Source organism: Pseudomonas sp. BF-R-30, assembly GCF_019956175.1.
GTDB classification, from domain to species: Bacteria; Pseudomonadota; Gammaproteobacteria; order Pseudomonadales; family Pseudomonadaceae; genus Aquipseudomonas; species Aquipseudomonas jessenii.
The window spans coordinates 1-23,010 of sequence record NZ_JAHBDE010000005.1 but is presented as its reverse complement, the minus strand read 5'-3'; the positions used below and the strand labels follow the sequence as shown (position 1 = coordinate 23,010).

At 60.5% G+C, this 23,010-nt stretch carries 20 protein-coding genes; 11 read left to right on the top strand and 9 right to left on the bottom strand.

Annotated elements, in window-relative coordinates; translation table 11 throughout:
- Positions 1-6 precede the first annotated feature (6 nt).
- The 7 genes from ispC to rpsB all read right to left on the bottom strand — a co-directional run bounded on the left by ispC (position 7) and on the right by rpsB (position 6,071).
- Complete coding sequence (gene ispC / locus KGB20_RS03575; RefSeq protein WP_150812905.1) at positions 7-1,197, bottom strand: 1-deoxy-D-xylulose-5-phosphate reductoisomerase; 1,191 nt, start codon at positions 1,195-1,197, stop codon at positions 7-9.
- The gene (locus KGB20_RS03570) at positions 1,194-2,000 is read right to left on the bottom strand and encodes a phosphatidate cytidylyltransferase (RefSeq protein WP_057716172.1); all 807 of its coding nucleotides are present in this window, start codon (positions 1,998-2,000) and stop codon (positions 1,194-1,196) included. The genes ispC and KGB20_RS03570 overlap by 4 nt, the downstream gene beginning before the upstream one ends.
- Complete coding sequence (uppS, locus tag KGB20_RS03565) at positions 2,000-2,755, bottom strand: polyprenyl diphosphate synthase (RefSeq protein WP_150812904.1); 756 nt, start codon at positions 2,753-2,755, stop codon at positions 2,000-2,002. Before uppS ends, KGB20_RS03570 begins: the two co-directional genes overlap by 1 nt.
- 14 nt (positions 2,756-2,769) lie before the next feature.
- Positions 2,770-3,327 (bottom strand): ribosome recycling factor, encoded by a 558-nt coding sequence (gene frr, locus KGB20_RS03560; RefSeq protein ID WP_008000041.1) that lies wholly within the window; start codon positions 3,325-3,327, stop codon positions 2,770-2,772.
- Positions 3,324-4,067, bottom strand: a complete 744-nt coding sequence (gene pyrH / locus KGB20_RS03555) for a UMP kinase (RefSeq protein ID WP_056720982.1) — start codon at positions 4,065-4,067, stop codon at positions 3,324-3,326. The genes frr and pyrH overlap by 4 nt, the downstream gene beginning before the upstream one ends.
- Positions 4,068-4,280: 213 nt before the next feature.
- Positions 4,281-5,144, bottom strand: a complete 864-nt coding sequence (tsf, locus tag KGB20_RS03550) for a translation elongation factor Ts (RefSeq protein ID WP_150812903.1) — start codon at positions 5,142-5,144, stop codon at positions 4,281-4,283.
- Positions 5,145-5,333: 189 nt separating this feature from the next.
- Positions 5,334-6,071 (bottom strand): 30S ribosomal protein S2, encoded by a 738-nt coding sequence (gene rpsB / locus KGB20_RS03545; protein WP_007978390.1) that lies wholly within the window; start codon positions 6,069-6,071, stop codon positions 5,334-5,336.
- 371 nt (positions 6,072-6,442) lie between these two features.
- Here rpsB and map point away from each other — a divergent pair, with 371 nt between their 5' ends.
- The 3 genes from map (at position 6,443) to dapC (ending at position 11,367) form a co-directional block, all read left to right on the top strand.
- Positions 6,443-7,225 carry a type I methionyl aminopeptidase gene (gene map, locus KGB20_RS03540; RefSeq protein WP_057716174.1) on the top strand — a complete coding sequence of 261 codons (783 nt, stop codon included), beginning with the start codon at positions 6,443-6,445 and terminating at the stop codon, positions 7,223-7,225.
- 41 nt (positions 7,226-7,266) lie between these two features.
- Entirely contained in the window at positions 7,267-9,969 is a 2,703-nt protein-coding gene (locus tag KGB20_RS03535) for a [protein-PII] uridylyltransferase (protein ID WP_150812902.1), read from the top strand.
- A gap of 198 nt (positions 9,970-10,167) precedes the next feature.
- On the top strand, positions 10,168-11,367 hold the full coding sequence (gene dapC / locus KGB20_RS03530) for a succinyldiaminopimelate transaminase (protein ID WP_150812901.1): 1,200 nt from the start codon (positions 10,168-10,170) through the stop codon (positions 11,365-11,367).
- Positions 11,368-11,388: 21 nt separating this feature from the next.
- Here dapC and KGB20_RS03525 read toward each other — a convergent pair whose 3' ends face one another.
- Positions 11,389-13,020: a Na+/H+ antiporter gene (locus tag KGB20_RS03525; protein WP_154861813.1), complete on the bottom strand. Its 1,632-nt coding sequence runs from the start codon at positions 13,018-13,020 to the stop codon at positions 11,389-11,391.
- Positions 13,021-13,286: 266 nt separating this feature from the next.
- Between KGB20_RS03525 and KGB20_RS03520 the strand changes: the two genes are divergently transcribed.
- The 4 genes from KGB20_RS03520 to KGB20_RS03505 all read left to right on the top strand — a co-directional run bounded on the left by KGB20_RS03520 (position 13,287) and on the right by KGB20_RS03505 (position 16,468).
- The gene (locus KGB20_RS03520; protein ID WP_154861814.1) at positions 13,287-13,649 is read left to right on the top strand and encodes an ArsC family reductase; all 363 of its coding nucleotides are present in this window, start codon (positions 13,287-13,289) and stop codon (positions 13,647-13,649) included.
- Positions 13,650-13,681: 32 nt separating this feature from the next.
- Positions 13,682-14,716, top strand: a complete 1,035-nt coding sequence (gene dapD / locus KGB20_RS03515) for a 2,3,4,5-tetrahydropyridine-2,6-dicarboxylate N-succinyltransferase (protein ID WP_008019559.1) — start codon at positions 13,682-13,684, stop codon at positions 14,714-14,716.
- A 145-nt stretch (positions 14,717-14,861) separates the two neighbouring features.
- Positions 14,862-16,067, top strand: a complete 1,206-nt coding sequence (locus tag KGB20_RS03510; protein ID WP_150812897.1) for an aminotransferase class V-fold PLP-dependent enzyme — start codon at positions 14,862-14,864, stop codon at positions 16,065-16,067.
- Entirely contained in the window at positions 16,064-16,468 is a 405-nt protein-coding gene (locus KGB20_RS03505) for a SufE family protein (protein WP_154861816.1), read from the top strand. Before KGB20_RS03510 ends, KGB20_RS03505 begins: the two co-directional genes overlap by 4 nt.
- Positions 16,469-16,585: 117 nt before the next feature.
- Here the strand turns inward: KGB20_RS03505 and tcdA are convergent, their stop codons facing one another.
- On the bottom strand, positions 16,586-17,404 hold the full coding sequence (gene tcdA / locus KGB20_RS03500) for a tRNA cyclic N6-threonylcarbamoyladenosine(37) synthase TcdA (protein WP_154861817.1): 819 nt from the start codon (positions 17,402-17,404) through the stop codon (positions 16,586-16,588).
- 264 nt (positions 17,405-17,668) lie between these two features.
- Between tcdA and KGB20_RS03495 the strand changes: the two genes are divergently transcribed.
- The 4 genes from KGB20_RS03495 (at position 17,669) to KGB20_RS03480 (ending at position 22,921) form a co-directional block, all read left to right on the top strand.
- A complete protein-coding gene (locus tag KGB20_RS03495) occupies positions 17,669-20,260 on the top strand; it encodes a glycosyltransferase (RefSeq protein WP_154861818.1) in 2,592 nt (863 codons plus the stop codon).
- A gap of 241 nt (positions 20,261-20,501) precedes the next feature.
- Positions 20,502-21,653, top strand: coding sequence for a succinyl-diaminopimelate desuccinylase (gene dapE, locus KGB20_RS03490; RefSeq protein ID WP_102669819.1), 1,152 nt, complete (start codon positions 20,502-20,504; stop codon positions 21,651-21,653).
- Positions 21,653-22,462: a putative RNA methyltransferase gene (locus KGB20_RS03485; protein ID WP_150812894.1), complete on the top strand. Its 810-nt coding sequence runs from the start codon at positions 21,653-21,655 to the stop codon at positions 22,460-22,462. Before dapE ends, KGB20_RS03485 begins: the two co-directional genes overlap by 1 nt.
- Before the next feature lie 81 nt (positions 22,463-22,543).
- Positions 22,544-22,921, top strand: a complete 378-nt coding sequence (locus tag KGB20_RS03480) for a hypothetical protein (RefSeq protein ID WP_057716183.1) — start codon at positions 22,544-22,546, stop codon at positions 22,919-22,921.
- Positions 22,922-23,010 lie beyond the last annotated feature (89 nt).

Sequence of the window (23,010 nt, the reverse complement as noted above, 5' to 3'; positions counted from 1 at the left end):
CAGCATTTACCGCCCGTGACGGCTCAACCATTGTCCGGCCAGCAATCGGGCCTTCGCGTCTGCCGTGAACACCGCATCGAGATCATCCACTGCCACTACGGGCTCCAGATTCAGTACTTCCTCGATGATACTCGCGATTTCCGGGTAACGAACCCGTTCGTCGAGAAATGCCGCTACAGCCACTTCGTTCGCCGCATTGAGCATGGCTGGCGCGCTGTTACCCGCTTCGGCCGCCTGACGAGCCAGACGCAGGCACGGGAAACGTTTTTCATCGGGCGCCTGGAAGTCCAGCCGCGCAATGGCAAACAGGTCCAGCGGCGCCACGCCCGAGTCAATCCGCTCCGGCCAGGCCAGGGCATTGGCGATGGGCGTGCGCATATCCGGATTACCCAGCTGTGCCAGAACAGAACCATCGACGTAGTCGACCAGCGAATGGATCACACTTTGCGGGTGAATCACCACCTCGACCTGCGAAGGCTTGGCATCGAACAGCCAGCAGGCTTCGATCAACTCAAGCCCCTTGTTCATCATGCTGGCCGAGTCAACGGAGATTTTTCGCCCCATGGACCAATTCGGATGAGCACACGCCTGATCGGGAGAAACATGCGCCAGCTCAGCCATGGGCGTCTGTCGGAACGGACCGCCGGAAGCCGTCAGCAGAATCCGACGCACGCCAACCGCCTCAAGGCCACGGGCATAATCGAGCGGCATGCACTGGAAAATGGCGTTGTGCTCGCTATCGATCGGCAGCAACACCGAACCGCTCTTGCGCACGGCCTGCATGAACAGCGCGCCGGACATGACCAGCGCTTCTTTATTGGCCAGCAGTATCTTCTTGCCGGTCTCCACCGCCGCCAGTGTCGGGCGCAAACCCGCCGCACCGACGATGGCCGCCATGACCGTATCGACTTCCGGATCGGAAGCGACCTGACACAAACCTTCCTCACCCACCAGAACACGGGTCGAGAGACCCGCCGCGCGCAAATCATCTTGCAGGGTGCGGGCAGCTGCGACCTCAGGCACCACGGCAAATCGTGGGACATGGCGCACGCAGAGCGCCAGCAATTCACTCAAGCGGGTGAAGCCAGTCAAGGCAAAGACCTGATACCGATCAGGGTGACGAGCGATGACGTCGAGCGTGCTCAGGCCAATCGAGCCGGTCGCCCCCAAAACGGTAATCTGTTGCGGGCGGCTCATGGGGCAGCCATCCACAGCAGCACCGCAAACACCGGAATCGCTGCCGTCAGGCTGTCGATACGATCCAGAACGCCGCCGTGACCCGGAAGCAGATTACTGCTGTCCTTGATCCCGGACTGACGCTTGAACATGCTTTCAGTGAGATCGCCCACCACCGAAATGAACACGATCAGCGCGGCACCGATCAACCCTTTGAGCAGCTCGGCCACCGTCCAGTCGCGTACCAGACCAACGATTGTGGTAATCACCAGGCTCAGCGCCAGACCACCGTACACGCCCTCCCAGCTTTTGCCCGGACTGACCTGTGGTGCGAGCTTGCGTTTGCCGAAAGCGCGACCGGAGAAGTAGGCGCCAATATCGGCACCCCAGACCAACACCATCACCGCCATGATCAGCCAGTTACCCAGCGGGTATTGCTTGATCTGCACCAGACCTTGCCAGGCTGGCAGGAGAATCAACAGACCGATCACCAACTTGGTCGCCGCACTGGACCATTGCTCGCTCGAGCGCGGATAGGTCAGCACCAGATACGTCGCCACTGCCCACCACAGCACTGAAGCGCCCAACACCCAAGGCGCAAGGCCGGGCAGGATGTACATGAGGAACAGCACCAAAGCGACCACAGCGGCATAGCCGACGCGGTACGCTTGAGCGGCAAAACCCGCCAGACGCGCCCATTCCCAGGCACCAAGGGTCACGACCAGCCCGATGAACAGTGCAAAACCGGAACCTTCAAGCAGGAAAAATCCGCACAAGGCAATCGGCAACAGGATCAGTGCGGTGATGATTCGTTGTTTAAGCATTAAACCCGGGCCCCAGCCTCGACCTGCTCGCTCGTTTTACCGAAGCGGCGCTGGCGGGAAGCGAAATCGGCCAGCGCATTGCGCATGGCGTCGTGTTTGAAGTCCGGCCAGAACAGGTCGGAGAAATACAACTCGGCATAGGCCAGTTGCCAGAGCAGGAAGTTGCTGATGCGGTGCTCGCCACCGGTGCGGATGCACAGGTCCGGCAACGGCAGATCGCCTGTGACCAGGCAGGTCTGCAGCAGATCAGGCGTGATGTCTTCCGGACGCAAGTGCCCGGCCTGAACTTCTCGCGCCAGTCGTTGCGCAGCTTGCGCGATATCCCACTGACCGCCGTAATTGGCGGCGATCTGCAGAACAAAACGATTGGCACCAACCGTCATGGCCTCGGCTTCACGCATGGCAGCCTGCAGCTCAGGATGAAAACGCGAGCGGTCACCAATGATGCGCAGGCTGATGTTGTTGTCGTTGAGGCGTTTGGCCTCACGACGCAGCGCCCTGAAGAACAGGTCCATCAAAGCGCTGACCTCATCGGCAGGACGCTGCCAGTTCTCACTGGAGAAGGCGAACAGGGTCAGCACCTCGACCTTGGCCTCGGCGCAGACTTCAATGACTGCACGTACCGCATCCACGCCCGCTTTATGCCCGGCGACACCAGGCATAAAGCGCTTCTTCGCCCAGCGATTGTTACCATCCATGATAATCGCGACATGGCGCGGCACCGCGGACGGTGCTGTCTGCTTAGTCTTTTCCATGAAAACACAACCCTTTATACGGCCATCAGGTCTTTTTCTTTCTGCGCCAGGTCCGCGTCGATTTTAGCCACGAATTTTTTGGTCAGGTCGTCGATCTCGCCAGTCGCACGACGCTCTTCGTCTTCACTGATCTCTTTTTCCTTGACCAGATCCTTGAGCTGACTGTTGGCATCACGACGAATGTTGCGCACGGCAACACGGGCATCCTCTGCAACGTCACGAGCCTGCTTGGTGAAGCCCTTACGGGTTTCTTCGGTCAGGGCAGGCATGGAGATCAGCAGAAGCTCGCCGAGGTTGGTCGGGTTCAGGTTCAAACCTGCGCTACCGATCGCCTTGTCGACGGCACCCAGCATGTTGCGCTCGAAAGCAACGACTTGCAGGGTACGGGCGTCCTTGACGGTGATGTTGGCCACTTGCTTGATCGGGGTGTCGGAGCCGTAGTACGGCACCATCACACCTTCCAGGATGCTCGGGTGCGCCTGGCCGGTACGAATACGGCCGAAGTTGTGCGCGAGCGACTCCACGGACTTCTGCATGCGCTCTTGAGCGTCTTTCTTGATTTCGTTGATCATTGTGCGCCTTCCTCGATCAGGGTCCCTTCCGCGCCGCCATGTACGATATTCAGCAGGGCGCCGGGCTTGTTCATGTTAAATACGCGTAGTGGCATCTTGTGGTCGCGGCACAGGCAAATGGCCGTCAGATCCATCACACCCAGCTTGCGATCCAGCACTTCATCATAAGTCAGATGATCGAACTTCTCGGCATGCGGGTCTTTGAACGGGTCAGCGGTGTAGACACCATCGACTTTGGTCGCCTTGAGCACGACATCGGCATCGATTTCGATTGCACGCAGGCAGGCTGCCGAATCCGTCGTAAAGAACGGGTTGCCGGTACCGGCCGCGAAAATCACCACGTCCTTGGAGTTCAGGTGACGCATGGCCTTGCGACGATCGTAGTGATCGGTCACGCCAACCATGGAAATAGCGGACATCACGATGGCCGAGATGTTGGCGCGCTCAAGGGCGTCGCGCATGGCCAGGGCGTTCATCACAGTGGCCAGCATGCCCATGTGGTCGCCGGTGACCCGGTCCATGCCAGCCTTGCTCAGCGCTTCACCGCGGAACAGGTTGCCACCACCGATAACCAGGCCAACCTGAACGCCGATGCCGACCAGTTGGCCAACTTCCAATGCCATGCGATCCAGAACTTTCGGATCGATCCCGAACTCTTCCGAGCCCATCAGGGCCTCGCCGCTAAGCTTGAGTAGAATGCGTTTATAGCGAGCCTGATAACCACTGCCCTGCTGAGCCATTGCGAATCTCTCCTGCGGCGTATTTTAAAAAAAATTCTTTGCGAGCTGTTTACAGCTGACGCTCACTCTAGCTTGGCACTGCTTCAGCGCCATCGGAACACGGCTTTGTAAGCCAGTTCCAAAGGGAAACCAAATAAAAATTGATACCCCATCTGAAAAGAGGCTGCGCGCGTGAGCGGGCAGCCTCTTCTGGGCGACAGTTAAAAAACCGTCTTATTGCTTGGCGGCAGCCAGCTGGGCAGCAACTTCTTCTGCGAAGTTGTCCACTGGCTTCTCGATGCCTTCGCCTACTTTGAAGTAAGTGAAGGAAACGATTTCAGCGCCGGCTTTCTTGGCCAGGGCACCAACGGTGACTTCCGGGTTCATCACGAAAGCTTGCTCTACCAGGCTGGCTTCAGCCAGGAACTTGGTGATACGGCCGGCAATCATCTTCTCGACGATTTCAGCTGGCTTGCCTTTCATCTTGTCTTCGTTCAGGGTCAGGAAAACGCCCTTCTCGCGCTCGATGGCTTCTGGCGAAACCTGCGATGGCAGCAGGAACTCAGGGTTGCTTGCCGCCACGTGCATGGCGATCTCTTTGGCCAGCTGAACATCGCCGCCCTTGAGAACAACAGCAACACCGATCTTGTTACCGTGCAGGTAGGTGCCGACAACGTCGCCCTCTACGCGTACCAGGCGACGAATGTTGACGTTCTCGCCTACTTTGGCGACCAGAGCTTCACGAGCCGATTCCTGAGCGGCGATCAGCGGAGCTGCGTCGGTCAGTTTTTCGTCGAAGGCTTTTTCTACGCAGGCAGAAACGAAGTTCTTGAAGTCGTCTTGCAGGGCCAGGAAGTCGGTCTGCGAGTTAACTTCCAGCAGCACGGCTGCCTTGTCGTCAGCCTTGATGGCGATAGCGCCTTCAGCGGCAACGTTGCCAGCTTTCTTGGCAGCCTTGATGGCGCCCGAAGCACGCATGTCATCAATGGCTTTCTCGATGTCGCCGCCAGCCTTGGTCAAGGCCTTTTTGCAGTCCATCATGCCTTCGCCAGTACGCTCGCGCAGTTCTTTGACCAACGCTGCAGTAATCTCTGCCATTTCAAAATCCTCTTGGATAGGTTTTCAACCATTCCACCCGATCGAACGGGCGATCAATTCTTCCCGAACCACCCTTGTTAGCTGCCGCACGTTACAGATAGAGCAGTGGGCGCCGACAAATGGTTTTCGAGGTGGCAAAAAGGGGGCCAAGCCCCCTTTTTGCTTACTGAGTCAACGCCAAGGCGTCAATTACTCAGCTGCTGCTACCGGAGCTTCTTCAACGAAAACTTCGGTGCCGCCGGCAACATTGTTGCGACCGCGGATGACAGCGTCAGCCATCGAACCCATGTACAGCTGGATAGCGCGGATTGCGTCATCGTTGCCTGGGATGATGTAGTCAACGCCTTCCGGGCTGCTGTTGGTATCGACTACGCCAATAACCGGGATGCCCAGCTTGTTGGCTTCGGTGATCGCGATGCGCTCGTGATCAACGTCGATAACGAACAGAGCGTCTGGCAGACCGCCCATGTCCTTGATACCACCCAGGGAACGATCCAGCTTTTCCAGGTCACGAGTGCGCATCAGCGCTTCTTTCTTGGTCAGCTTGGCGAAAGTACCGTCTTCGGCTTGTACTTCAAGGTCACGCAGACGCTTGATGGAAGCACGGATGGTCTTGAAGTTGGTCAGCATGCCGCCCAACCAGCGGTGATCGACGTACGGCGAACCGCAACGTGCTGCTTCTTCAGCAACGATCTTGCCAGCGGAACGCTTGGTGCCGACGAACAGAATCTTGTTTTTGCCCTGGGCCAGACGCTCTACGAAAGTCAGAGCTTCGTTGAACATTGGCAGGGTTTTTTCAAGGTTGATGATGTGGATCTTGTTACGCGCACCGAAAATGTACTTGCCCATTTTCGGGTTCCAGTAACGGGTCTGGTGACCGAAGTGCACACCGGCCTTCAGCATATCGCGCATGTTGACTTGGGACATGATAGTTCCTTAATAAGTCGGGTTTGGCCTCCACGTATCCCAATGACCAACCAGCAGCATCAGCTGAAGGCACCCAGGTCATCGTGTCGACACGTGTGTGGATTTAGGCTTCCCGGGACATCCCCGGAAAGCGGCGCATTTTATATCACAAGACAGGGCAAAACGGAACCCGGATTCTGAAATCCTGGCGAGCGTTTTGTTCCACCCCTTGGAATCCGCCAAGAATGCACCATTCTATAGAGAGAAGCGATGCACACAGCCGCAGATTTGCGCTGATCGTCTGGTAGAATCGTATTTTTCAGGGCTGCGAAGTTCGATCGCGCGCTGCCCTTTCCGTTTAGAAAGCGCCGCCTGGCGCAGAGAGAGCCTGTATGACCGTCACCCTCAAAACCCCCGAGGATATCGCCAAAATGCGTATCGCCGGCAAACTGGCCGCCGATGTGCTGGAAATGATTGCCGAATACGTCAAGCCGGGCGTTACCACCGATCAACTGAACCAGATCTGCCACGACTACATCGTCAATGAGCAGAAAGCCATCCCGGCCCCGCTCAATTACAAGGGCTATCCAAAGTCGATCTGCACGTCGATCAACCATGTGGTCTGCCATGGCATTCCAAACGACAAGCCGCTCAAAGATGGCGACACCCTGAACATCGACGTCACCGTCATCAAGGACGGTTTCCACGGTGATACCAGCCGGATGTTCCACGTCGGCAACGTACCGGTCTGGGCCGAGCGCCTGTCCCAGGTGACCCAGGAATGCATGTACAAGGCGATCGAGATCGTCAAACCCGGCTGCCGCCTGGGCGACATCGGCGAAATCATCCAGAAGCACGCGGAAAAGAACGGCTTCTCGGTGGTTCGCGAATTCTGCGGCCATGGTATCGGCAAGGTGTTCCACGAGGAGCCGCAGATCCTGCATTACGGCCGCGCTGGCACCGGCATGGAACTCAAGGCTGGCATGACCTTCACCATCGAGCCGATGATCAACCAGGGCCGCGCCGACACCAAGGTACTGGGCGACGGCTGGACCGCGATCACCAAGGACCGCAAGCTCTCGGCACAGTGGGAACACACCCTGCTGGTGACCGAAACCGGTTACGAGATCTTCACCTTGCGCAGCGATGACACCATCCCTCGCGTTTCGGCCTGATCCCGCTACCGTACATCGCCTATAGAAAGGAAAGCCAATCGATGCCGCAGGTGGATCCCGAACTCTTCGACCGCGGCCAGTTCCAGGCTGAACTGGCCCTGAAGGCAAGCCCGATCGCGGCCTTCAAGAAGGCGATCCGTCAGGCCCGCGAAGTGCTCGACACGCGTTTTCGCAATGGCCGGGACATTCGCCGGCTGATCGAGGATCGCGCCTGGTTCGTCGATAACATCCTGCAAAAGGCCTGGGAGCAGTTCAGCTGGAGCGAGGACGCCGACATCGCGCTGGTCGCGGTCGGCGGCTACGGCCGTGGCGAATTGCACCCTTATTCCGATATCGACCTGCTGATCCTTCTGGACAGCGCCGACCACGAGGTTTTCCGCGATTCCATCGAGCGTTTTCTGACGCTGTTGTGGGACATCGGCCTGGAGGTCGGTCAGAGCGTTCGCTCGGTCGAAGAATGCGCCGTCGAGGCCCGCGCCGACCTGACGGTCGTCACCAACCTGATGGAAAGCCGCACCATCGCGGGCCCCGAGCGTTTGCGCCAGCGCATGCTGGATGTCACCAGCACCGGGCACATGTGGCCGAGCAAGGACTTCTTCCTGGCCAAGCATGCCGAACAAAAGGCTCGCCACCACAAGTACAACGACACCGAATACAACCTGGAACCCAACGTCAAAGGCTCACCCGGCGGCCTGCGGGATATCCAGACGATTCTGTGGGTGGCCCGTCGCGAGTACGGCACCCTGAACCTGCGGGCACTGGCAGGCGAAGGATTCCTGGTAGAGAGCGAAAACGCCCTGCTCGCCTCCTCCCAGGAGTTCCTGTGGAAGGTTCGCTATGCCCTGCACATGCTGGCCGGCCGCGCCGAAGACCGCCTGCTGTTCGATCACCAGCGCACCATTGCCGGGCTGCTGGGCTTCAAAGGCGACGACGCCAAGCAAGCCATCGAAAACTTCATGCAACAGTATTATCGGGTGGTCATGAGCATCGCCCAACTCAGCGACCTGATCATCCAGCACTTCGAGGAAGTCATCCTCGCACCGGAAGACGAAGCGCCACCGCAGCCGATCAACTCGCGTTTCCAGTTGCATGACGGCTACATCGAGGCACGCAACGACAACGTCTTTCGCCGCACGCCGTTCGCCATGCTCGAAATCTTCGTGCTGATGGCCCAGCAGCCCGAAATCAAGGGTGTGCGCGCCGACACCATTCGCCTGCTGCGGGAACACCGCCACCTGATCGACGACGACTTCCGCAACGATATTCGCAACACCAGCCTGTTTATCGAATTGTTCAAATGCAAGATCGGCATCCACCGCAACCTGCGGCGAATGAACCGTTACGGCATCCTTGGGCGTTATCTGCCCGAATTCGGTTTTATCGTCGGGCAGATGCAACACGATCTGTTCCACATCTATACGGTCGATGCCCACACCCTGAACCTGATCAAACACCTGCGTAAGTTGCAGTACACCCAGGTGTCGGAAAAGTTCCCGCTGGCCAGCAAAGTCATGGGCAAGCTGCCCAAGCCCGAGCTGATCTACATGGCCGGCCTGTACCACGACATCGGCAAAGGCCGGCATGGCGATCACTCGGACATCGGTGCCGTGGATGCCGAGGCCTTTTGCCAGCGTCATCAACTGCCCACGTGGGACAGTCGCCTGATCGTGTGGCTGGTGCAAAACCACCTGGTGATGTCGACCACCGCCCAGCGCAAGGACTTGTCCGACCCGCAGGTGATCCACGATTTCGCCCAGATCGTTGGCGACGAAACCCGCCTCGACTACCTGTATGTGCTGACTGTCGCCGACATCAACGCCACCAACCCGACCCTGTGGAACTCCTGGCGCGCCAGCCTGCTGCGCCAGCTCTACACCGAGACCAAGCGCGCCCTGCGCCGTGGCCTGGAGAACCCGGTGGATCGCGAAGAGCAGATCCGCCAGACCCAGAGCGCCGCCCTGGATATCCTGGTGCGCGGCGGCACCGACCCGGACGATGTCGAGCAGTTGTGGGCGCAGTTGGGTGATGACTATTTCCTGCGCCACACCGCCGGCGACGTGGCCTGGCACAGCGACGCGATACTCCAGCAACCGGCCGACGGCGGACCACTGGTGCTGATCAAGGAAACCACCCAGCGCGAGTTCGAAGGTGGCACGCAGATCTTCATCTATGCCCCGGACCAGCACGACTTCTTTGCCGTGACCGTGGCAACGATGGACCAGCTCAACCTGAACATTCACGACGCCCGGGTCATCACCTCCAGCAGCCAGTTCACCCTCGACACCTATATCGTGCTCGACACCGACGGCGACTCGATTGGCGATAATCCGGCGCGGGTCAAACAGATCCGCGAGGGTCTGACCGAAGCCCTGCGCAACCCGGACAACTACCCGACCATCATCCAGCGCCGGGTGCCACGTCAGCTCAAGCATTTCGCCTTTGCACCACAAGTGACGATCCACAACGACGCCCAGCGCCCGGTGACGGTACTGGAACTCACCGCGCCCGACCGCCCGGGCCTGCTGGCGCGGATCGGCACGATCTTCCTGGAGTTCGATCTGTCGTTGCAGAACGCCAAGATCGCCACCCTCGGCGAACGCGTGGAAGACGTGTTCTTCATCACCGACGCCAACAATCAGCCGTTGTCCGACCCGCTGCTGTGCAGCCGCCTGCAGGATGCGATCGTCGAACAACTGAGCGTCAACCAGGAACCCGATATCAAACTGTCGCGCATCAGCATCTGAATCAACAAATTTCCCCCTGTGGCAACGGACTTCCTGTGGCGAGGGGGCTTGCCCCCGTTGGGTCGCGGAGCGGCCCCAAAACCTGCAAACGCGGCGTATCAGGTACACCGCACACCATGGTTTTACGACTGCTACGCAGCCGAACGGGGGCAAGCCCCCTCGCCACACAAGCCTGCTCCCACATTGAACGAGGCCACCATGAACAACGCTCTGTCCCAGCTCCAGCCCTACCCGTTCGAGAAGCTCCGCGCCCTGCTCGGCAGCGTGACGCCCAATCCGGACAAGCGTCCGATCGCGCTGTCCATCGGCGAGCCGAAACACCGTTCACCAAGCTTTGTCGCCGAGGCCCTGGCCGGCAATCTGGAAAAAATGGCCGTGTACCCGACCACACTCGGTATCCCGGAGCTGCGTGAAGCCATCGCGGCATGGTGCGAGCGTCGCTTCGATGTGCCCAAGGGCTGGATCGACCCGGCGCGCAACGTGCTGCCGGTCAACGGTACCCGCGAAGCGCTGTTCGCTTTCACCCAGACCGTGGTCAACCGTGGCGATGATGCGCTGGTGGTCAGCCCGAACCCCTTCTACCAGATCTACGAAGGCGCGGCGTTCCTCGCCGGGGCCAAGCCGCATTACCTGCCATGCCTGGACGAAAACGGCTTCAACCCGGATTTCGACGCCGTATCGCCGGACATCTGGCAACGCTGCCAGATCCTGTTCCTGTGCTCTCCGGGCAATCCGACCGGCGCCCTGATCCCGGTCGAGACCCTGAAAAAGCTGATCGCCCTGGCCGACGAATACGACTTCGTCATTGCCGCCGATGAGTGCTACAGCGAGCTGTACTTCGACGAACAAACGCCGCCGCCAGGCCTGCTCAGCGCTTGCGCGGAACTGGGTCGCAAGGACTTCAAGCGTTGCGTGGTGTTCCACAGCCTGTCCAAGCGTTCGAACCTGCCAGGCCTGCGCTCGGGCTTTGTGGCCGGTGATGCCGACGTCCTCAAGGGCTTCCTGCTCTATCGCACCTACCATGGCTGTGCGATGCCGGTTCAAACCCAACTGGCCAGCGTAGCCGCGTGGAATGACGAAGTGCACGTGCGCGCCAACCGGGCGCTGTATCGCGAGAAGTTCGATGCGGTGCTGGAAATCCTCAGCCCGGTGCTGGACGTACAGCGTCCGGATGGCAGTTTCTACCTGTGGCCGAATGTCGCCGGTGACGACGCTGCGTTCTGCCGAGACCTGTTCGAGCAGGAGCACGTGACCGTGGTGCCGGGTTCTTACCTGTCGCGGGACGTCGATGGCGTCAATCCAGGGGCCGGGCGTGTGCGCATGGCGCTGGTTGCGCCGTTGGCAGAGTGCGTTGAAGCCGCCGAGCGGATTCGCGATTTCATCCAGCGCCGCAAATAACTCCCCCACGGGGGGCAGGTGTTACTTCACCTGACCGAGTTTCGCCTCGCTCAGGTCCAACTCCCCCAACACCTCACGCAACACGTCATCACCAATCTGGTGATGACGACTGAGGCTGTACAACTCCAGGCGCTGCGCCCGCAGCGCCTTCAAGCGCAAGCGCCGCTCCAGCAAATCCATCTGAAACGCCAGGGCTTGCGCCTCAGCGGAGTCGTTGAACACCTCCAACTGATGTCGGTACTCGGACATGATCCGCGCCTTGAGCTCGACGGCCAGTGCGGACTGGGCGGCGTCCTGCGGATTGACCTCTTCTGTCTCAAGCGCATGAATGGCCGCCTCGGCGGTCTTGCGCCAGGCATCGCGCACTTCGTTGCGCCGCTTGTCGTCCGGACTGGCTTCGATGCCACGCAACAACAGTGGCAGCGCGATGCAGGCCGCAATCAACGAAAGCAGAATCACCCCGGCGGCGATGAAAATCAGCAGATCGCGCTCGGGAAATGCGCTCTCGCCCATGAGCATCGGCACCGACATCACACCCGCCAGCGTCACGGCCCCGCGCACGCCGCCCACGGTCAGCAACCAACAGGATCGCGCCGTCGGCACCCGGGTCACTTCACCCTTGCCACGCAAGCGCCGCAGCAGTACCGACAATCGCCAGATGCTTTGCACCCAGACGAACCGCAAAACCAGCAGCACCAGGAAAATCGCCACCACGTCGAGCCCGCGATACAACAACGTCGGCCATAGCGAAGTTTCGTGACTGGCCACCGCCTTGATGATGTCCGGCAACTGCAAACCCAACAGCAGGAAGATCAAACCGTTGAACGCGAACTCCAGCAGCGACCAGACACTTCGGTTGAGCAAGCGCGTGTTGGTCTGGCGCGGCAACAGGTCGAGCCAGCTCTGCATCATTCCCGCCGCCACCGCCGAGAGGATGCCCGACACTTCCATGCGCTCGGCCAGCACGTAGGCCGCAAACGGCAGCAGCAACATGAACACCACATGCGTCGCCGGATCATCCCAGCCCCGCTCGATCATCCACGCCCGCAGACGGCCGACCAGCCAACTCAAAGCCACCCCGACCGCCAGGCCACCGACAGCGACCAACACGAACGTCAGGCTGGCATTGGCCAGCGAGAACACACCGGTCACCGCCGCCACCAGGGCAAACTTGAATGTCACCAGGCCCGAGGCGTCGTTCATCAGCGCCTCGCCCTGCAAGATGTGCATCAAGGGCGTCGGCAGTCTGTTGCGGGAAATGGCCGACACCGCCACCGCATCCGTCGGTGACAGCACCGCTGCCAGGGCGAACGCCACCGGCAACGGCACACCGGGCAGCAACCAGTGAATGAAATACCCGGCGCCGACCACGGTGAACAGCACCAGGCCCACTGCCAGGGTCAGGATCGGGCCGCGCAAGTGCCAGAATTCGCGTTTGGGCATGCGCCAGCCGTCGGAGAACAACAGTGGTGGCAGGAACAGAAACAGGAACAGTTCGGGATCGAGGGCTACATGGAGGCCGAGCGTCGGCCAGGCAAGCAAGGCCCCAGCGGCAATCTGCACCAATGGCAACGGCAGCGGAACCACCCGTCCGATCAGGCGCGAAACGCCAACCAGCATCAACAGGATCAGAACGGTATAAGCGGTTTGCATAAAGCGTGGTTCCCGGACAATCGACAGCATTGAAGTGCCATATTAGCCGCTTAGACTTCGGGCGACCCTTGCACCTATGTCGCACGCAGGTCGCCGAGCACCGTATTCCCTGTGGGAGCGAGCTTGCTCGCGATAGCGGAGGGTCTATCGACATGGATGTTGAATGTTATTGCGCCATCGCGAGCAAGCTCGCTCCCACAGGATTTGCGCTTCCATGGCATAATCCGTCACCTTTTATTTACGGCACCTGCAAAGGGGGCAATTCCTTGACCGTTTCAAGTAAAACGTTGCACCTTTTCGGCATCAAAGCCTGCGACACCATGAAAAAGGCGCGCACCTGGCTCGATGAACACGCTGTCAGTTATGACTTTCATGATTACAAAGCGGTCGGTATCGACCGTGAACACCTGACCCAATGGTGCAACGAGCACGGCTGGGAAGTGGTGTTGAACCGTGCAGGCACGACCTTTCGCAAGCTCGACGACGAATGCAAAGCCGATCTCGACCAGACGAAAGCCATCGAACTGATGCTCGCACAACCCTCGATGATCAAGCGCCCGGTGCTTGATCTCGGTGACCGAACCCTGATTGGCTTCAAGCCAGATATCTACGCGGCCGCGCTCAAGTAAGCAGCCCGTTTCAATTTGCTAGAGGTATCAACATGTCTACTACCCTGTTCAGCCTGGCCTTTGGTGTCGGCACTCAAAACCGTCAAGGCGCATGGCTGGAAGTGTTCTACGCCCAGCCACTGCTCAACCCGTCCGCCGAACTGGTCGCCGCCATTGCGCCGATCCTCGGTTACAGCGAAGGCAACCAGGCCATCACCTTCACCACCGCGCAGGCCGCGCAACTGGCTGAAGCCGTGAAAGGCATCGACGCGGTACAAGGCAAACTGCTGACCCGCCTCGCCGAGAGCCACAAACCGCTGGTTGCCACCTTGCTGGCCGAAGACGCCCAGCTGTCGTCCACCCCTGAGGCCTACCTCAAGCTGCACCTGCTGAGCCATCGCCTGGTCAAGCCACACGGCCTGAACCTGGCCGGGATCTTCCCGCTGCTGCCGAACGTGGCCTGGACCAGCCAGGGCGCTGTCGACCTGAGCGAACTGGCCGAACTGCAACTCGAAGCCCGCCTGCGCGGCGAGCTGCTGGAAGTGTTCTCGGTGGACAAGTTCCCGAAAATGACCGACTACGTGGTTCCGGCCGGCGTGCGTATCGCTGACGCTGCGCGCCTGCGTCTGGGTGCCTACGTGGGCGAAGGCACCACCGTGATGCACGAAGGTTTCATCAACTTCAACGCCGGCACCGAAGGCCCGGGCATGATCGAAGGCCGCGTATCCGCTGGCGTATTCGTCGGCAAGGGTTCGGACCTGGGCGGCGGCTGCTCGACCATGGGTACCCTGTCGGGCGGCGGCAACATCGTGATCAAGGTCGGCGAAGGCTGCCTGATCGGCGCCAACGCCGGTATCGGTATCCCGTTGGGCGACCGCAACACCGTCGAGTCGGGCCTGTACGTGACCGCCGGCACCAAAGTGGCGCTGCTGGACGAAAACAATCAGCTGGTCAAAGTGGTCAAGGCCCGTGAACTGGCCGGCCAGCCAGACCTGCTGTTCCGTCGCAATTCGGAGACCGGTGCCGTGGAATGCAAAACCCACAAATCGGCCATCGAACTGAACGAAGCGCTGCACGCTCACAACTAAGCCACACGATCCCTGTTCCTGTAGGAGCGAGCCTGCTCGCGATGGACGTCAACCATAACGCGGGGCATCAGACAGCCCGTGTCGTCCAAGCGATCATCGCGAGCCAGCTCGCTCCTACAGGGATCAAGTGCATAGGCCGAACAGCATGATGATTCTCTCCCCCTGGCGTGTCGATTTTCCGGCCATCGCCGCCCTGCAACGGCAAGACCAGACCTATCTGGACAACGCTGCCACCACGCAAAAACCTCAAGCCCTGCTCGATGCCCTGGCGCACTACTATGCCAACGGCGCGGCCAACGTGCATCGGGCGCAGCATTTGCCCGGCGCCCACGCCACCCAGGCGTTCGAGGACAGCCGCCGCAAAGTCGCGCAATGGCTCAATACTGGCGATTGCGGGCAGATCATATTTACCCACGGCGCGACGTCCGCGCTGAATCTCCTGGCCTATGGCCTGGAACATCTTTTCAATCCGGGCGACGAGATTGTCATCAGCGCCCTGGAGCATCACGCCAACCTGCTGCCCTGGCAGCAACTGGCGCACCGTCGCGACCTGAAACTGGTGATCCTGCCGCTGGATGCCGACGGCGTGATCGACCTTGAAGCCGCCGCCGGTTTGATCGGCGCACGCACGCGTCTGTTGGCGGTCAGCCAGCTGTCCAACGTGATTGGCGCATGGCAGCCGCTGCCGCAATTGCTGGCACTGGCCAAGGCGCACAACGCCCTGACCGTGATCGACGGCGCCCAGGGCGTGGTCCATGGTCGCCACGACGTGCAGGCGCTGGGCTGCGATTTCTATGTGTTCTCCAGCCACAAGCTCTACGGCCCCGATGGCCTGGGTGTGCTGTTCGGGCGCAACACAGCACTGCAACAACTGCGTCCCTGGCAGTTCGGTGGTGAAATGGTGCTCGATGCCAATTATCACGACGCACGCTTTCGCCCGGCACCGCTGGGTTTCGAGGCCGGTACGCCGCCGATTGCCAGCGTGATCGGCCTGGGAGCGACCCTGGACTACCTCGCCGGGCTCGATCAGGACGCCGTGTCTGCCCATGAAGCTGCGTTGCATGCCTGTCTGCTCAAGGGCCTGGAGGCGCGCAACGGCATTCGCCTGTTGGGCAAGCCGCAAGTGGCACTGGCCAGTTTCACCGTCGAGGGTGTGCATAACTCCGATCTCGCGCATTTGCTGACCGAACAAGGGATCGCGGTGCGTGCCGGCCACCACTGCGCGATGCCGCTGCTCAAACGCTTCGAACTGGCCGGAGCGATTCGGGTGTCGTTGGCGCTGTACAACGATTCCGAAGACCTGGAGCGGTTCTTTGAAGCCCTGGATCAGGCGCTGGAGCTATTGCGATGAAACTGCCTGCCGATGCCGTGACGGCACTCGATATCTTTCAGAAAGCGGCAGGCTGGGAACAACGCGCGCGCCTGCTGATGCAATGGGGCGAGCGCCTGCCCGCGTTGAGCGACACGCAAATGTGCGACGCCAATCGGGTACACGGCTGTGAAAGCCAGGTGTGGCTGGTGGGCGAGTTGCGCGACGGTCATTGGCAGTTCAGCGCCAACAGTGATGCACGGTTGATTCGCGGGTTGGTGGCGTTGCTGCTGGCGCGGGTCAACGGCTTGTCCGCAGCCGAGTTGCAACAGGTGGATTTGCCGGACTGGTTCAATCAGCTGGGGTTGGGACGGCAGTTATCCGAGTCCCGCAGCAATGGCTTGAATGCGGTGCTTCAGCAAATGCGGGAGTTGGCCGGTTAATCGCCTTCGCGAGCAAGCCCGCTCCCACATTGGACTTCGGTCGTACACAAAAACTGTATTCACTGAAGATCAAATGTGGGAGCGGGCTTGCTCGCGAAGAGGCCATCAGCAACAACCTCAGGCCTGCGACTTGACCCGCTCCGCCGGCCGCCGCACACCCGCGACAATCTTGTCCACAGCCTTGGTCGCCGCGACCATGCCAAACGTCGCCGTCACCATCATCACTGCGCCAAACCCGCCGGCACAGTCGAGCTTCACGCCATCACCTACAAAACTCTTCTGCAGGCAAATGCTGCCGTCCGGTTTCGGGTAGCGCAGTTGCTCGGTGGAAAACACGCACGGCACGCTGTAGTGGCGGGTCACGGTGCGTGAGAAGCCGTAGTCGCGGCGCAGCGTGGAGCGCACCTTCGACGCCAATGGATCATTGAACGTGCGATTGAGGTCGCAGACTTGGATCAACGTCGGGTCAATCTGCCCGCCCGCGCCGCCGGTAGTGATGATCTGGATCTTGCGCCGCTTGCACCAGGCGATCAACGCGGCCTTGGCGTTGACGCTGTCGATGCAGTCGATCACGCAGTCGATGTTCGGCGTGATGTACTCGGCCATGGTGTCGCGGGTGACGAAGTCAGGCACCGCATGCACCGTGCAGTCCGGGTTGATCCCGCGCAGACGCTCGGCCATCACCTCGACCTTGGGCTTGCCCACCGTGCTGTCCAGCGCGTGCAACTGGCGGTTGGCGTTGCTGACGCAGACATCATCGAGGTCGAACAGCGAAATTTCGCCAACGCCACAACGGGCCATGGCTTCCGCCGCCCAGGAACCGACGCCACCGACGCCCACGATCGCCACATGGGCCGCTTTCAGACGCTCAAGGCCTTCGATGCCATACAAGCGGGCGATGCCAGCAAACCGCGGATCTTCTGTACTCATGACCATTACCCCAAAAACCGGCGCGCATTATAGGGCCGTCGACGCCCAAGAGCATCATTGCGCTATGAACGGGCAACATCCACGAAAACTAAATCGAACAAAGATTCGTCCTACACGCTCTAAAGAAAGAACTTAAACCGACTTGGATTGCCCAATGTCCGGCAATTCCCTGTCCGCTGTACGACCAGAGAATGCCCGGTGTAGGATGCGCGCCCCTTGGCGACCGCCAACCGTTCCTTCGTTCCACAGTCTTTGGAACCCGAAATAACTATGTCATCGCGTAAATTTGGACTCAACCTGGTCGTGGTGCTCGCCATCGCAGCCTTGTTTACCGGCTTCTGGGCGCTGATCAACCGCCCGGTCACCGCCCCCAACTGGCCTGAACAGATCTCCGGCTTCTCGTACTCGCCATTCCAGCAGGGCCAGTTCCCGCAGAAAGACCAGTTCCCGACCGACGATCAAATGCGTCGCGACCTGGAGATCATGAGCAAGCTGACGGACAACATCCGCATCTACTCGGTCGATGGCACGCTGCAGAACATCCCGAAGCTGGCGGAAGAGTTCGGCTTGCGGGTGACCCTAGGGATCTGGATCAGCCCGGACCTGGAACGCAACGAACGGGAAATCACCCGCGCCATTGAAATCGCCAACTCCTCGCGCAGCGTGGTTCGCGTGGTGGTCGGCAACGAGGCCATTTACCGCAAGGAAATCACCGCCCAGGAACTCAGCGTCATGCTCGATCGCGTGCGTGCCGCCGTGAAAGTGCCGGTGACCACGTCCGAACAGTGGCACGTGTGGGAAGAACACCCGGAACTGGCCAAGCACGTCGACCTGATTGCCGCGCACGTCCTGCCTTACTGGGAATTCGTCCCGATGGACAAGGCCGGGCAGTTCGTCCTCGACCGCGCCCGCGACCTGAAAAAGATGTTCCCGAAAAAACCACTGCTGCTGTCCGAGGTGGGCTGGCCGAGCAACGGCCGCATGCGTGGTGGCGCCGACGCCTCCCCGGCGGACCAGGCGATTTATCTGCGAACCCTGGTCAACAAGCTCAATCGCCAGGGCTTCAACTACTTCGTGATCGAAGCGTTTGACCAGCCGTGGAAAGCCAGCGACGAAGGTTCCGTCGGCGCCTACTGGGGCGTGTTCAACGCCGCGCGCCAGCAGAAGTTCAACTTCGAAGGCCCGGTGGTGGCGATTCCGCAATGGCGCGTGTTGGCCATTGGTTCGGTGGTATTGGCGCTGTTGTCGCTGACCCTGCTGATGATCGACGGCTCGGCCCTGCGCCAGCGTGGCCGTACCTTCCTGACCTTCATTGCGTTCCTGTGTGGTTCGGTGCTGGTGTGGATCGGTTACGACTACAGCCAGCAATACAGCACCTGGTTCAGCCTGACGGTGGGCTTCTTGCTCGCCCTCGGTGCGCTCGGGGTGTTTATCGTGCTGCTGACCGAAGCCCATGAACTGGCCGAAGCGGTGTGGGTGCACAAGCGCCGGCGCGAGTTCCTGCCGGTGGAAGGCGACTCCAGCTACCGCCCGAAAGTGTCGATTCACGTGCCCTGCTACAACGAGCCGCCGGAGATGGTCAAACAGACCCTCAACGCCCTGGCCAACCTCGACTATCCGGACTTCGAAGTCCTGATCATCGACAACAACACCAAGGACCCGGCGGTCTGGGAGCCGGTGCGCGATTATTGCGAAACCCTCGGCCCGCGCTTCAAGTTCTTCCACGTGGCACCACTGGCCGGCTTCAAGGGCGGTGCGCTGAACTACCTGATCCCGCACACCGCCAAGGACGCCGAAGTGATCGCGGTGATCGACTCCGATTACTGCGTGCACCCGAACTGGCTCAAGCACATGGTGCCGCACTTCGCCGACCCGAAAATCGCCGTGGTGCAGTCGCCGCAGGATTACCGCGACCAGAACGAAAGCACCTTCAAGAAGCTCTGCTACGCGGAATACAAAGGCTTCTTCCACATCGGCATGGTCACCCGCAACGACCGCGACGCGATCATCCAGCACGGCACCATGACCATGACCCGTCGCTCGGTGCTCGAAGAACTGGGCTGGGCCGACTGGTGCATCTGCGAAGACGCCGAACTGGGCCTGCGGGTATTCGAAAAAGGCCTGTCGGCAGCGTACTACCACACCAGCTACGGCAAGGGCCTGATGCCCGATACCTTCATCGACTTCAAGAAACAGCGTTTCCGCTGGGCCTACGGAGCGATCCAGATCATCAAGCGCCACACCGCCAGCCTGCTGCGCGGCAAGGACACCGAGCTGACCCGTGGCCAGCGCTACCACTTCCTCGCGGGCTGGTTGCCATGGGTGGCGGACGGCATGAACATCTTCTTCACCGTCGGCGCGCTGTTGTGGTCGGCGGCGATGATCATCGTGCCGCAACGGGTCGATCCGCCGCTGCTGATCTTCGCAATCCCGCCATTGGCGTTGTTCGTGTTCAAGGTCGCCAAGATCATCTTCCTCTACCGTCGTGCGGTCGGGGTGAATCTGAAGGACGCCTTCTGCGCGGCGCTGGCCGGTCTGGCGTTGTCCCACACCATCGCCAAAGCGGTGCTGTACGGCTTCTTCACCAGCAGCATTCCGTTCTTCCGTACGCCGAAGAATGCCGACAACCACGGCTTCTGGGTGGCGATTTCCGAAGCCCGGGAAGAGATGTTCATCATGCTGCTGTTGTGGAGCGCGGCCCTGGGGATCTACCTGGTGAACGGCATGCCGAGCAACGACATGCGCTTCTGGGTCACCATGCTGCTGGTGCAGTCGCTGCCGTACGTCGCGGCGCTGATCATGGCGTTCCTGTCGTCGCTGCCGAAACCGGCCGCCGAGCCTGAAACGGCACCTGTCGTCTAAATCTGCGCGGATGCACTAAACGGCGGCCAATGGTCGCCGTTTTGCTTTAAGATAAGCGCCATTTTGCAGGGCTTGGCGTGATACAGGTCGTACTGACCGCACACAATTTCTGTGGGAGCGGGCTTGCTCGCGAATGCGTTGTAACAGTCGAGGAGTATGTTGACTGACACACCGCATTCGCGAGCAAGCCCGCTCCCACATTAAAAGCCAAAGCCCATATCTAATGATTCCGGAGTTTTCCATGACGGCCCACGCCGACCTTTCGCCGACCCTCCAACTCGCCATCGACCTGATCCGCCGTCCGTCCGTGACGCCGATCGACGCCGATTGCCAGAAGCAGATGATGCAGCGCCTGGGCGATGCCGGTTTCACCCTGGAACCGATGCGCATCGAAGATGTAGATAACTTCTGGGCCACACACGGCCAGGACGACGGTCCGGTGCTGTGCTTCGCCGGCCACACCGACGTGGTCCCGACCGGCCCGGTGGCGGCCTGGCAGATCGAACCGTTCAACGCGCTGATCGACGAACACGGCATGCTCTGCGGCCGTGGCGCCGCCGACATGAAAGGCAGCCTCGCCGCCATGACCGTCGCCTCCGAGCGTTTTGTCACCGACTACCCGAATCACAAGGGCAAAGTCGCCTTCCTGATCACCAGCGACGAAGAAGGCCCGGCGCATCACGGCACCAAGGCCGTGGTCGAACGCCTCGCTGCGCGCAAGGAACGTCTGGACTGGTGCATCGTCGGCGAACCGTCGAGCACCACCCTGGTGGGTGACGTGGTCAAGAACGGTCGTCGCGGCTCCCTCGGCGCCAAGCTGACCGTGCGCGGTGTGCAAGGCCACGTGGCCTACCCGCACCTGGCCAAGAACCCGATCCACCTCGCTGCCCCGGCCCTGGCCGAACTGGCTGCCGAGCACTGGGATCACGGTAACGATTTCTTCCCGCCCACCAGTTTCCAGATCTCCAACGTCAACTCCGGCACCGGTGCGACCAACGTGATCCCGGGTGACCTGGTGGCGGTGTTCAACTTCCGTTTCTCCACCGAATCGACGGTCGAAGGCCTGCAAAAGCGCGTCGCCGACATCCTCGACAAGCATGGCCTGGACTGGCACATCGACTGGGCGCTGTCCGGCCTGCCGTTCCTCACCGAACCTGGCGCGCTGCTCGACGCGGTATCGTCGAGCATCAAGGACATCACCGGTCGTGAAACCAAGGCGTCCACCAGCGGTGGTACCTCCGACGGCCGTTTCATCGCAACCATGGGTACCCAGGTTGTTGAGCTGGGCCCGGTCAACGCGACCATCCACCAGGTCAACGAACGCGTGCTGGCAGCCGATCTCGACGTACTGACCGAAATCTACTACCAGACCCTGATCAAGTTGCTCGCCTGATGCTTGCGTGCCCGATCTGCAGTGAGCCGCTCAATGCGGTGGACAACGGCGTGGCCTGCCCCGCCGGGCATCGTTTCGACCGTGCGCGCCAGGGTTACTTGAACCTGTTGCCGGTGCAGCACAAGAACAGCCGTGACCCTGGGGATAACCAGGCAATGGTCGAAGCCCGTCGCGACTTCTTGAACGCCGGGCACTACGCCCCGGTGGCCAAGCGTCTGGCGGAGCTGGCGGCAGGTGTAGCACCACAGCACTGGCTGGACATCGGTTGTGGCGAGGGTTACTACACCGCGCAAATCGCCGAGGCCCTGCCAGATGCCGAAGGTTATGCCCTGGACATCTCCCGCGAAGCGGTCAAACGCGCCTGCAAACGCAACCCGCAGCTGACCTGGTTGATCGCCAGCATGGCGCGGGTGCCGTTGGCTTCCGGCAGTTGCCAGTTCCTGGCCAGCGTCTTCAGCCCGCTGGATTGGGAAGAAGCCAAGCGCCTGCTCAGTGTTGGCGGCGGCCTGATGAAAGTCGGGCCGACCAGCGGCCACCTGATGGAACTGCGTGAGCGGCTGTACGACGAAGTCCGTGAATACACTGACGACAAGCACCTGGCCCTGGTGCCGGAAGGCATGGCGCTGGCCCACAGCGAAACCCTGGAATTCAAACTGACGCTGCAAAGCGGTCAGGACCGGGCGAACCTGCTGGCCATGACGCCCCATGGCTGGCGCGCCAGTGCCGAGCGCCGTGCTGCCGTTATCGAACAGGCCGAGCCGTTCGAGGTCACCGTGTCGATGCGCTACGATTATTTCGTACTTCAATAACCTTAATTTTTGGTCTCGGGCAAATGCTCAAGACCGGCTAAATCCGCGAATGGATTTTTCAGACCCGCAGTGAGGACATCCATGCGCCAACCCGATATCGAGATTTACCTGAAAGACGCCGACGTCGACCACAAAGCCATTGCCGCCTGGCTCGGTGCGGCATTGGGTCCGTGCACCGATTGGGTCCAGAAGGGCCAGACCTACAAGTGCAAGGCTGGCAACGTGCCAGTGACCTGGCTGCCAAAAGCCGTCGGCAAATGGAACAGCCTGTATCTGGAAAGCGACCAGACCCCATGGGACGACGACATCGCCTGCGCCCGCGCCGCGTTTGCCGCGCTCAACGTGGAAGTGCGTTGTGCACCGGGCACCTGGGTCGAGGAAGAAGGTGAAGAGACGGCGGACCGCTGGATCCGCATCAGCGCCGATGGTGAAGAAGAAATCACCTGGAAAACTGCTTAACAACAAGCGGCACCGACCAAATGTGGGAGCGGGCTTGCTCGCGAAAGCGGTACATCAGTCGACATCAGCTTTGACTGACACACCGCTTT

Excerpts from the sequence above, each read along its gene's own strand:
- ispC (WP_150812905.1), bottom strand. The coding sequence starts at position 1,197 with ATGAGCCGCCCGCAACAGATTACCGTTTTGGGGGCGACCGGCTCGATT.
- KGB20_RS03570 (WP_057716172.1), bottom strand. The coding sequence starts at position 2,000 with ATGCTTAAACAACGAATCATCACCGCACTGATCCTGTTGCCGATTGCC.
- uppS (WP_150812904.1), bottom strand. The coding sequence starts at position 2,755 with ATGGAAAAGACTAAGCAGACAGCACCGTCCGCGGTGCCGCGCCATGTC.
- frr (WP_008000041.1), bottom strand. The coding sequence starts at position 3,327 with ATGATCAACGAAATCAAGAAAGACGCTCAAGAGCGCATGCAGAAGTCC.
- pyrH (WP_056720982.1), bottom strand. The coding sequence starts at position 4,067 with ATGGCTCAGCAGGGCAGTGGTTATCAGGCTCGCTATAAACGCATTCTA.
- tsf (WP_150812903.1), bottom strand. The coding sequence starts at position 5,144 with ATGGCAGAGATTACTGCAGCGTTGGTCAAAGAACTGCGCGAGCGTACT.
- rpsB (WP_007978390.1), bottom strand. The coding sequence starts at position 6,071 with ATGTCCCAAGTCAACATGCGCGATATGCTGAAGGCCGGTGTGCACTTC.
- map (WP_057716174.1), top strand. The coding sequence starts at position 6,443 with ATGACCGTCACCCTCAAAACCCCCGAGGATATCGCCAAAATGCGTATC.
- KGB20_RS03535 (WP_150812902.1), top strand. The coding sequence starts at position 7,267 with ATGCCGCAGGTGGATCCCGAACTCTTCGACCGCGGCCAGTTCCAGGCT.
- dapC (WP_150812901.1), top strand. The coding sequence starts at position 10,168 with ATGAACAACGCTCTGTCCCAGCTCCAGCCCTACCCGTTCGAGAAGCTC.
- KGB20_RS03525 (WP_154861813.1), bottom strand. The coding sequence starts at position 13,020 with ATGCAAACCGCTTATACCGTTCTGATCCTGTTGATGCTGGTTGGCGTT.
- dapD (WP_008019559.1), top strand. The coding sequence starts at position 13,682 with ATGTCTACTACCCTGTTCAGCCTGGCCTTTGGTGTCGGCACTCAAAAC.
- KGB20_RS03510 (WP_150812897.1), top strand. The coding sequence starts at position 14,862 with ATGATGATTCTCTCCCCCTGGCGTGTCGATTTTCCGGCCATCGCCGCC.
- KGB20_RS03505 (WP_154861816.1), top strand. The coding sequence starts at position 16,064 with ATGAAACTGCCTGCCGATGCCGTGACGGCACTCGATATCTTTCAGAAA.
- tcdA (WP_154861817.1), bottom strand. The coding sequence starts at position 17,404 with ATGGTCATGAGTACAGAAGATCCGCGGTTTGCTGGCATCGCCCGCTTG.
- KGB20_RS03495 (WP_154861818.1), top strand. The coding sequence starts at position 17,669 with ATGTCATCGCGTAAATTTGGACTCAACCTGGTCGTGGTGCTCGCCATC.
- dapE (WP_102669819.1), top strand. The coding sequence starts at position 20,502 with ATGACGGCCCACGCCGACCTTTCGCCGACCCTCCAACTCGCCATCGAC.
- KGB20_RS03485 (WP_150812894.1), top strand. The coding sequence starts at position 21,653 with ATGCTTGCGTGCCCGATCTGCAGTGAGCCGCTCAATGCGGTGGACAAC.
- KGB20_RS03480 (WP_057716183.1), top strand. The coding sequence starts at position 22,544 with ATGCGCCAACCCGATATCGAGATTTACCTGAAAGACGCCGACGTCGAC.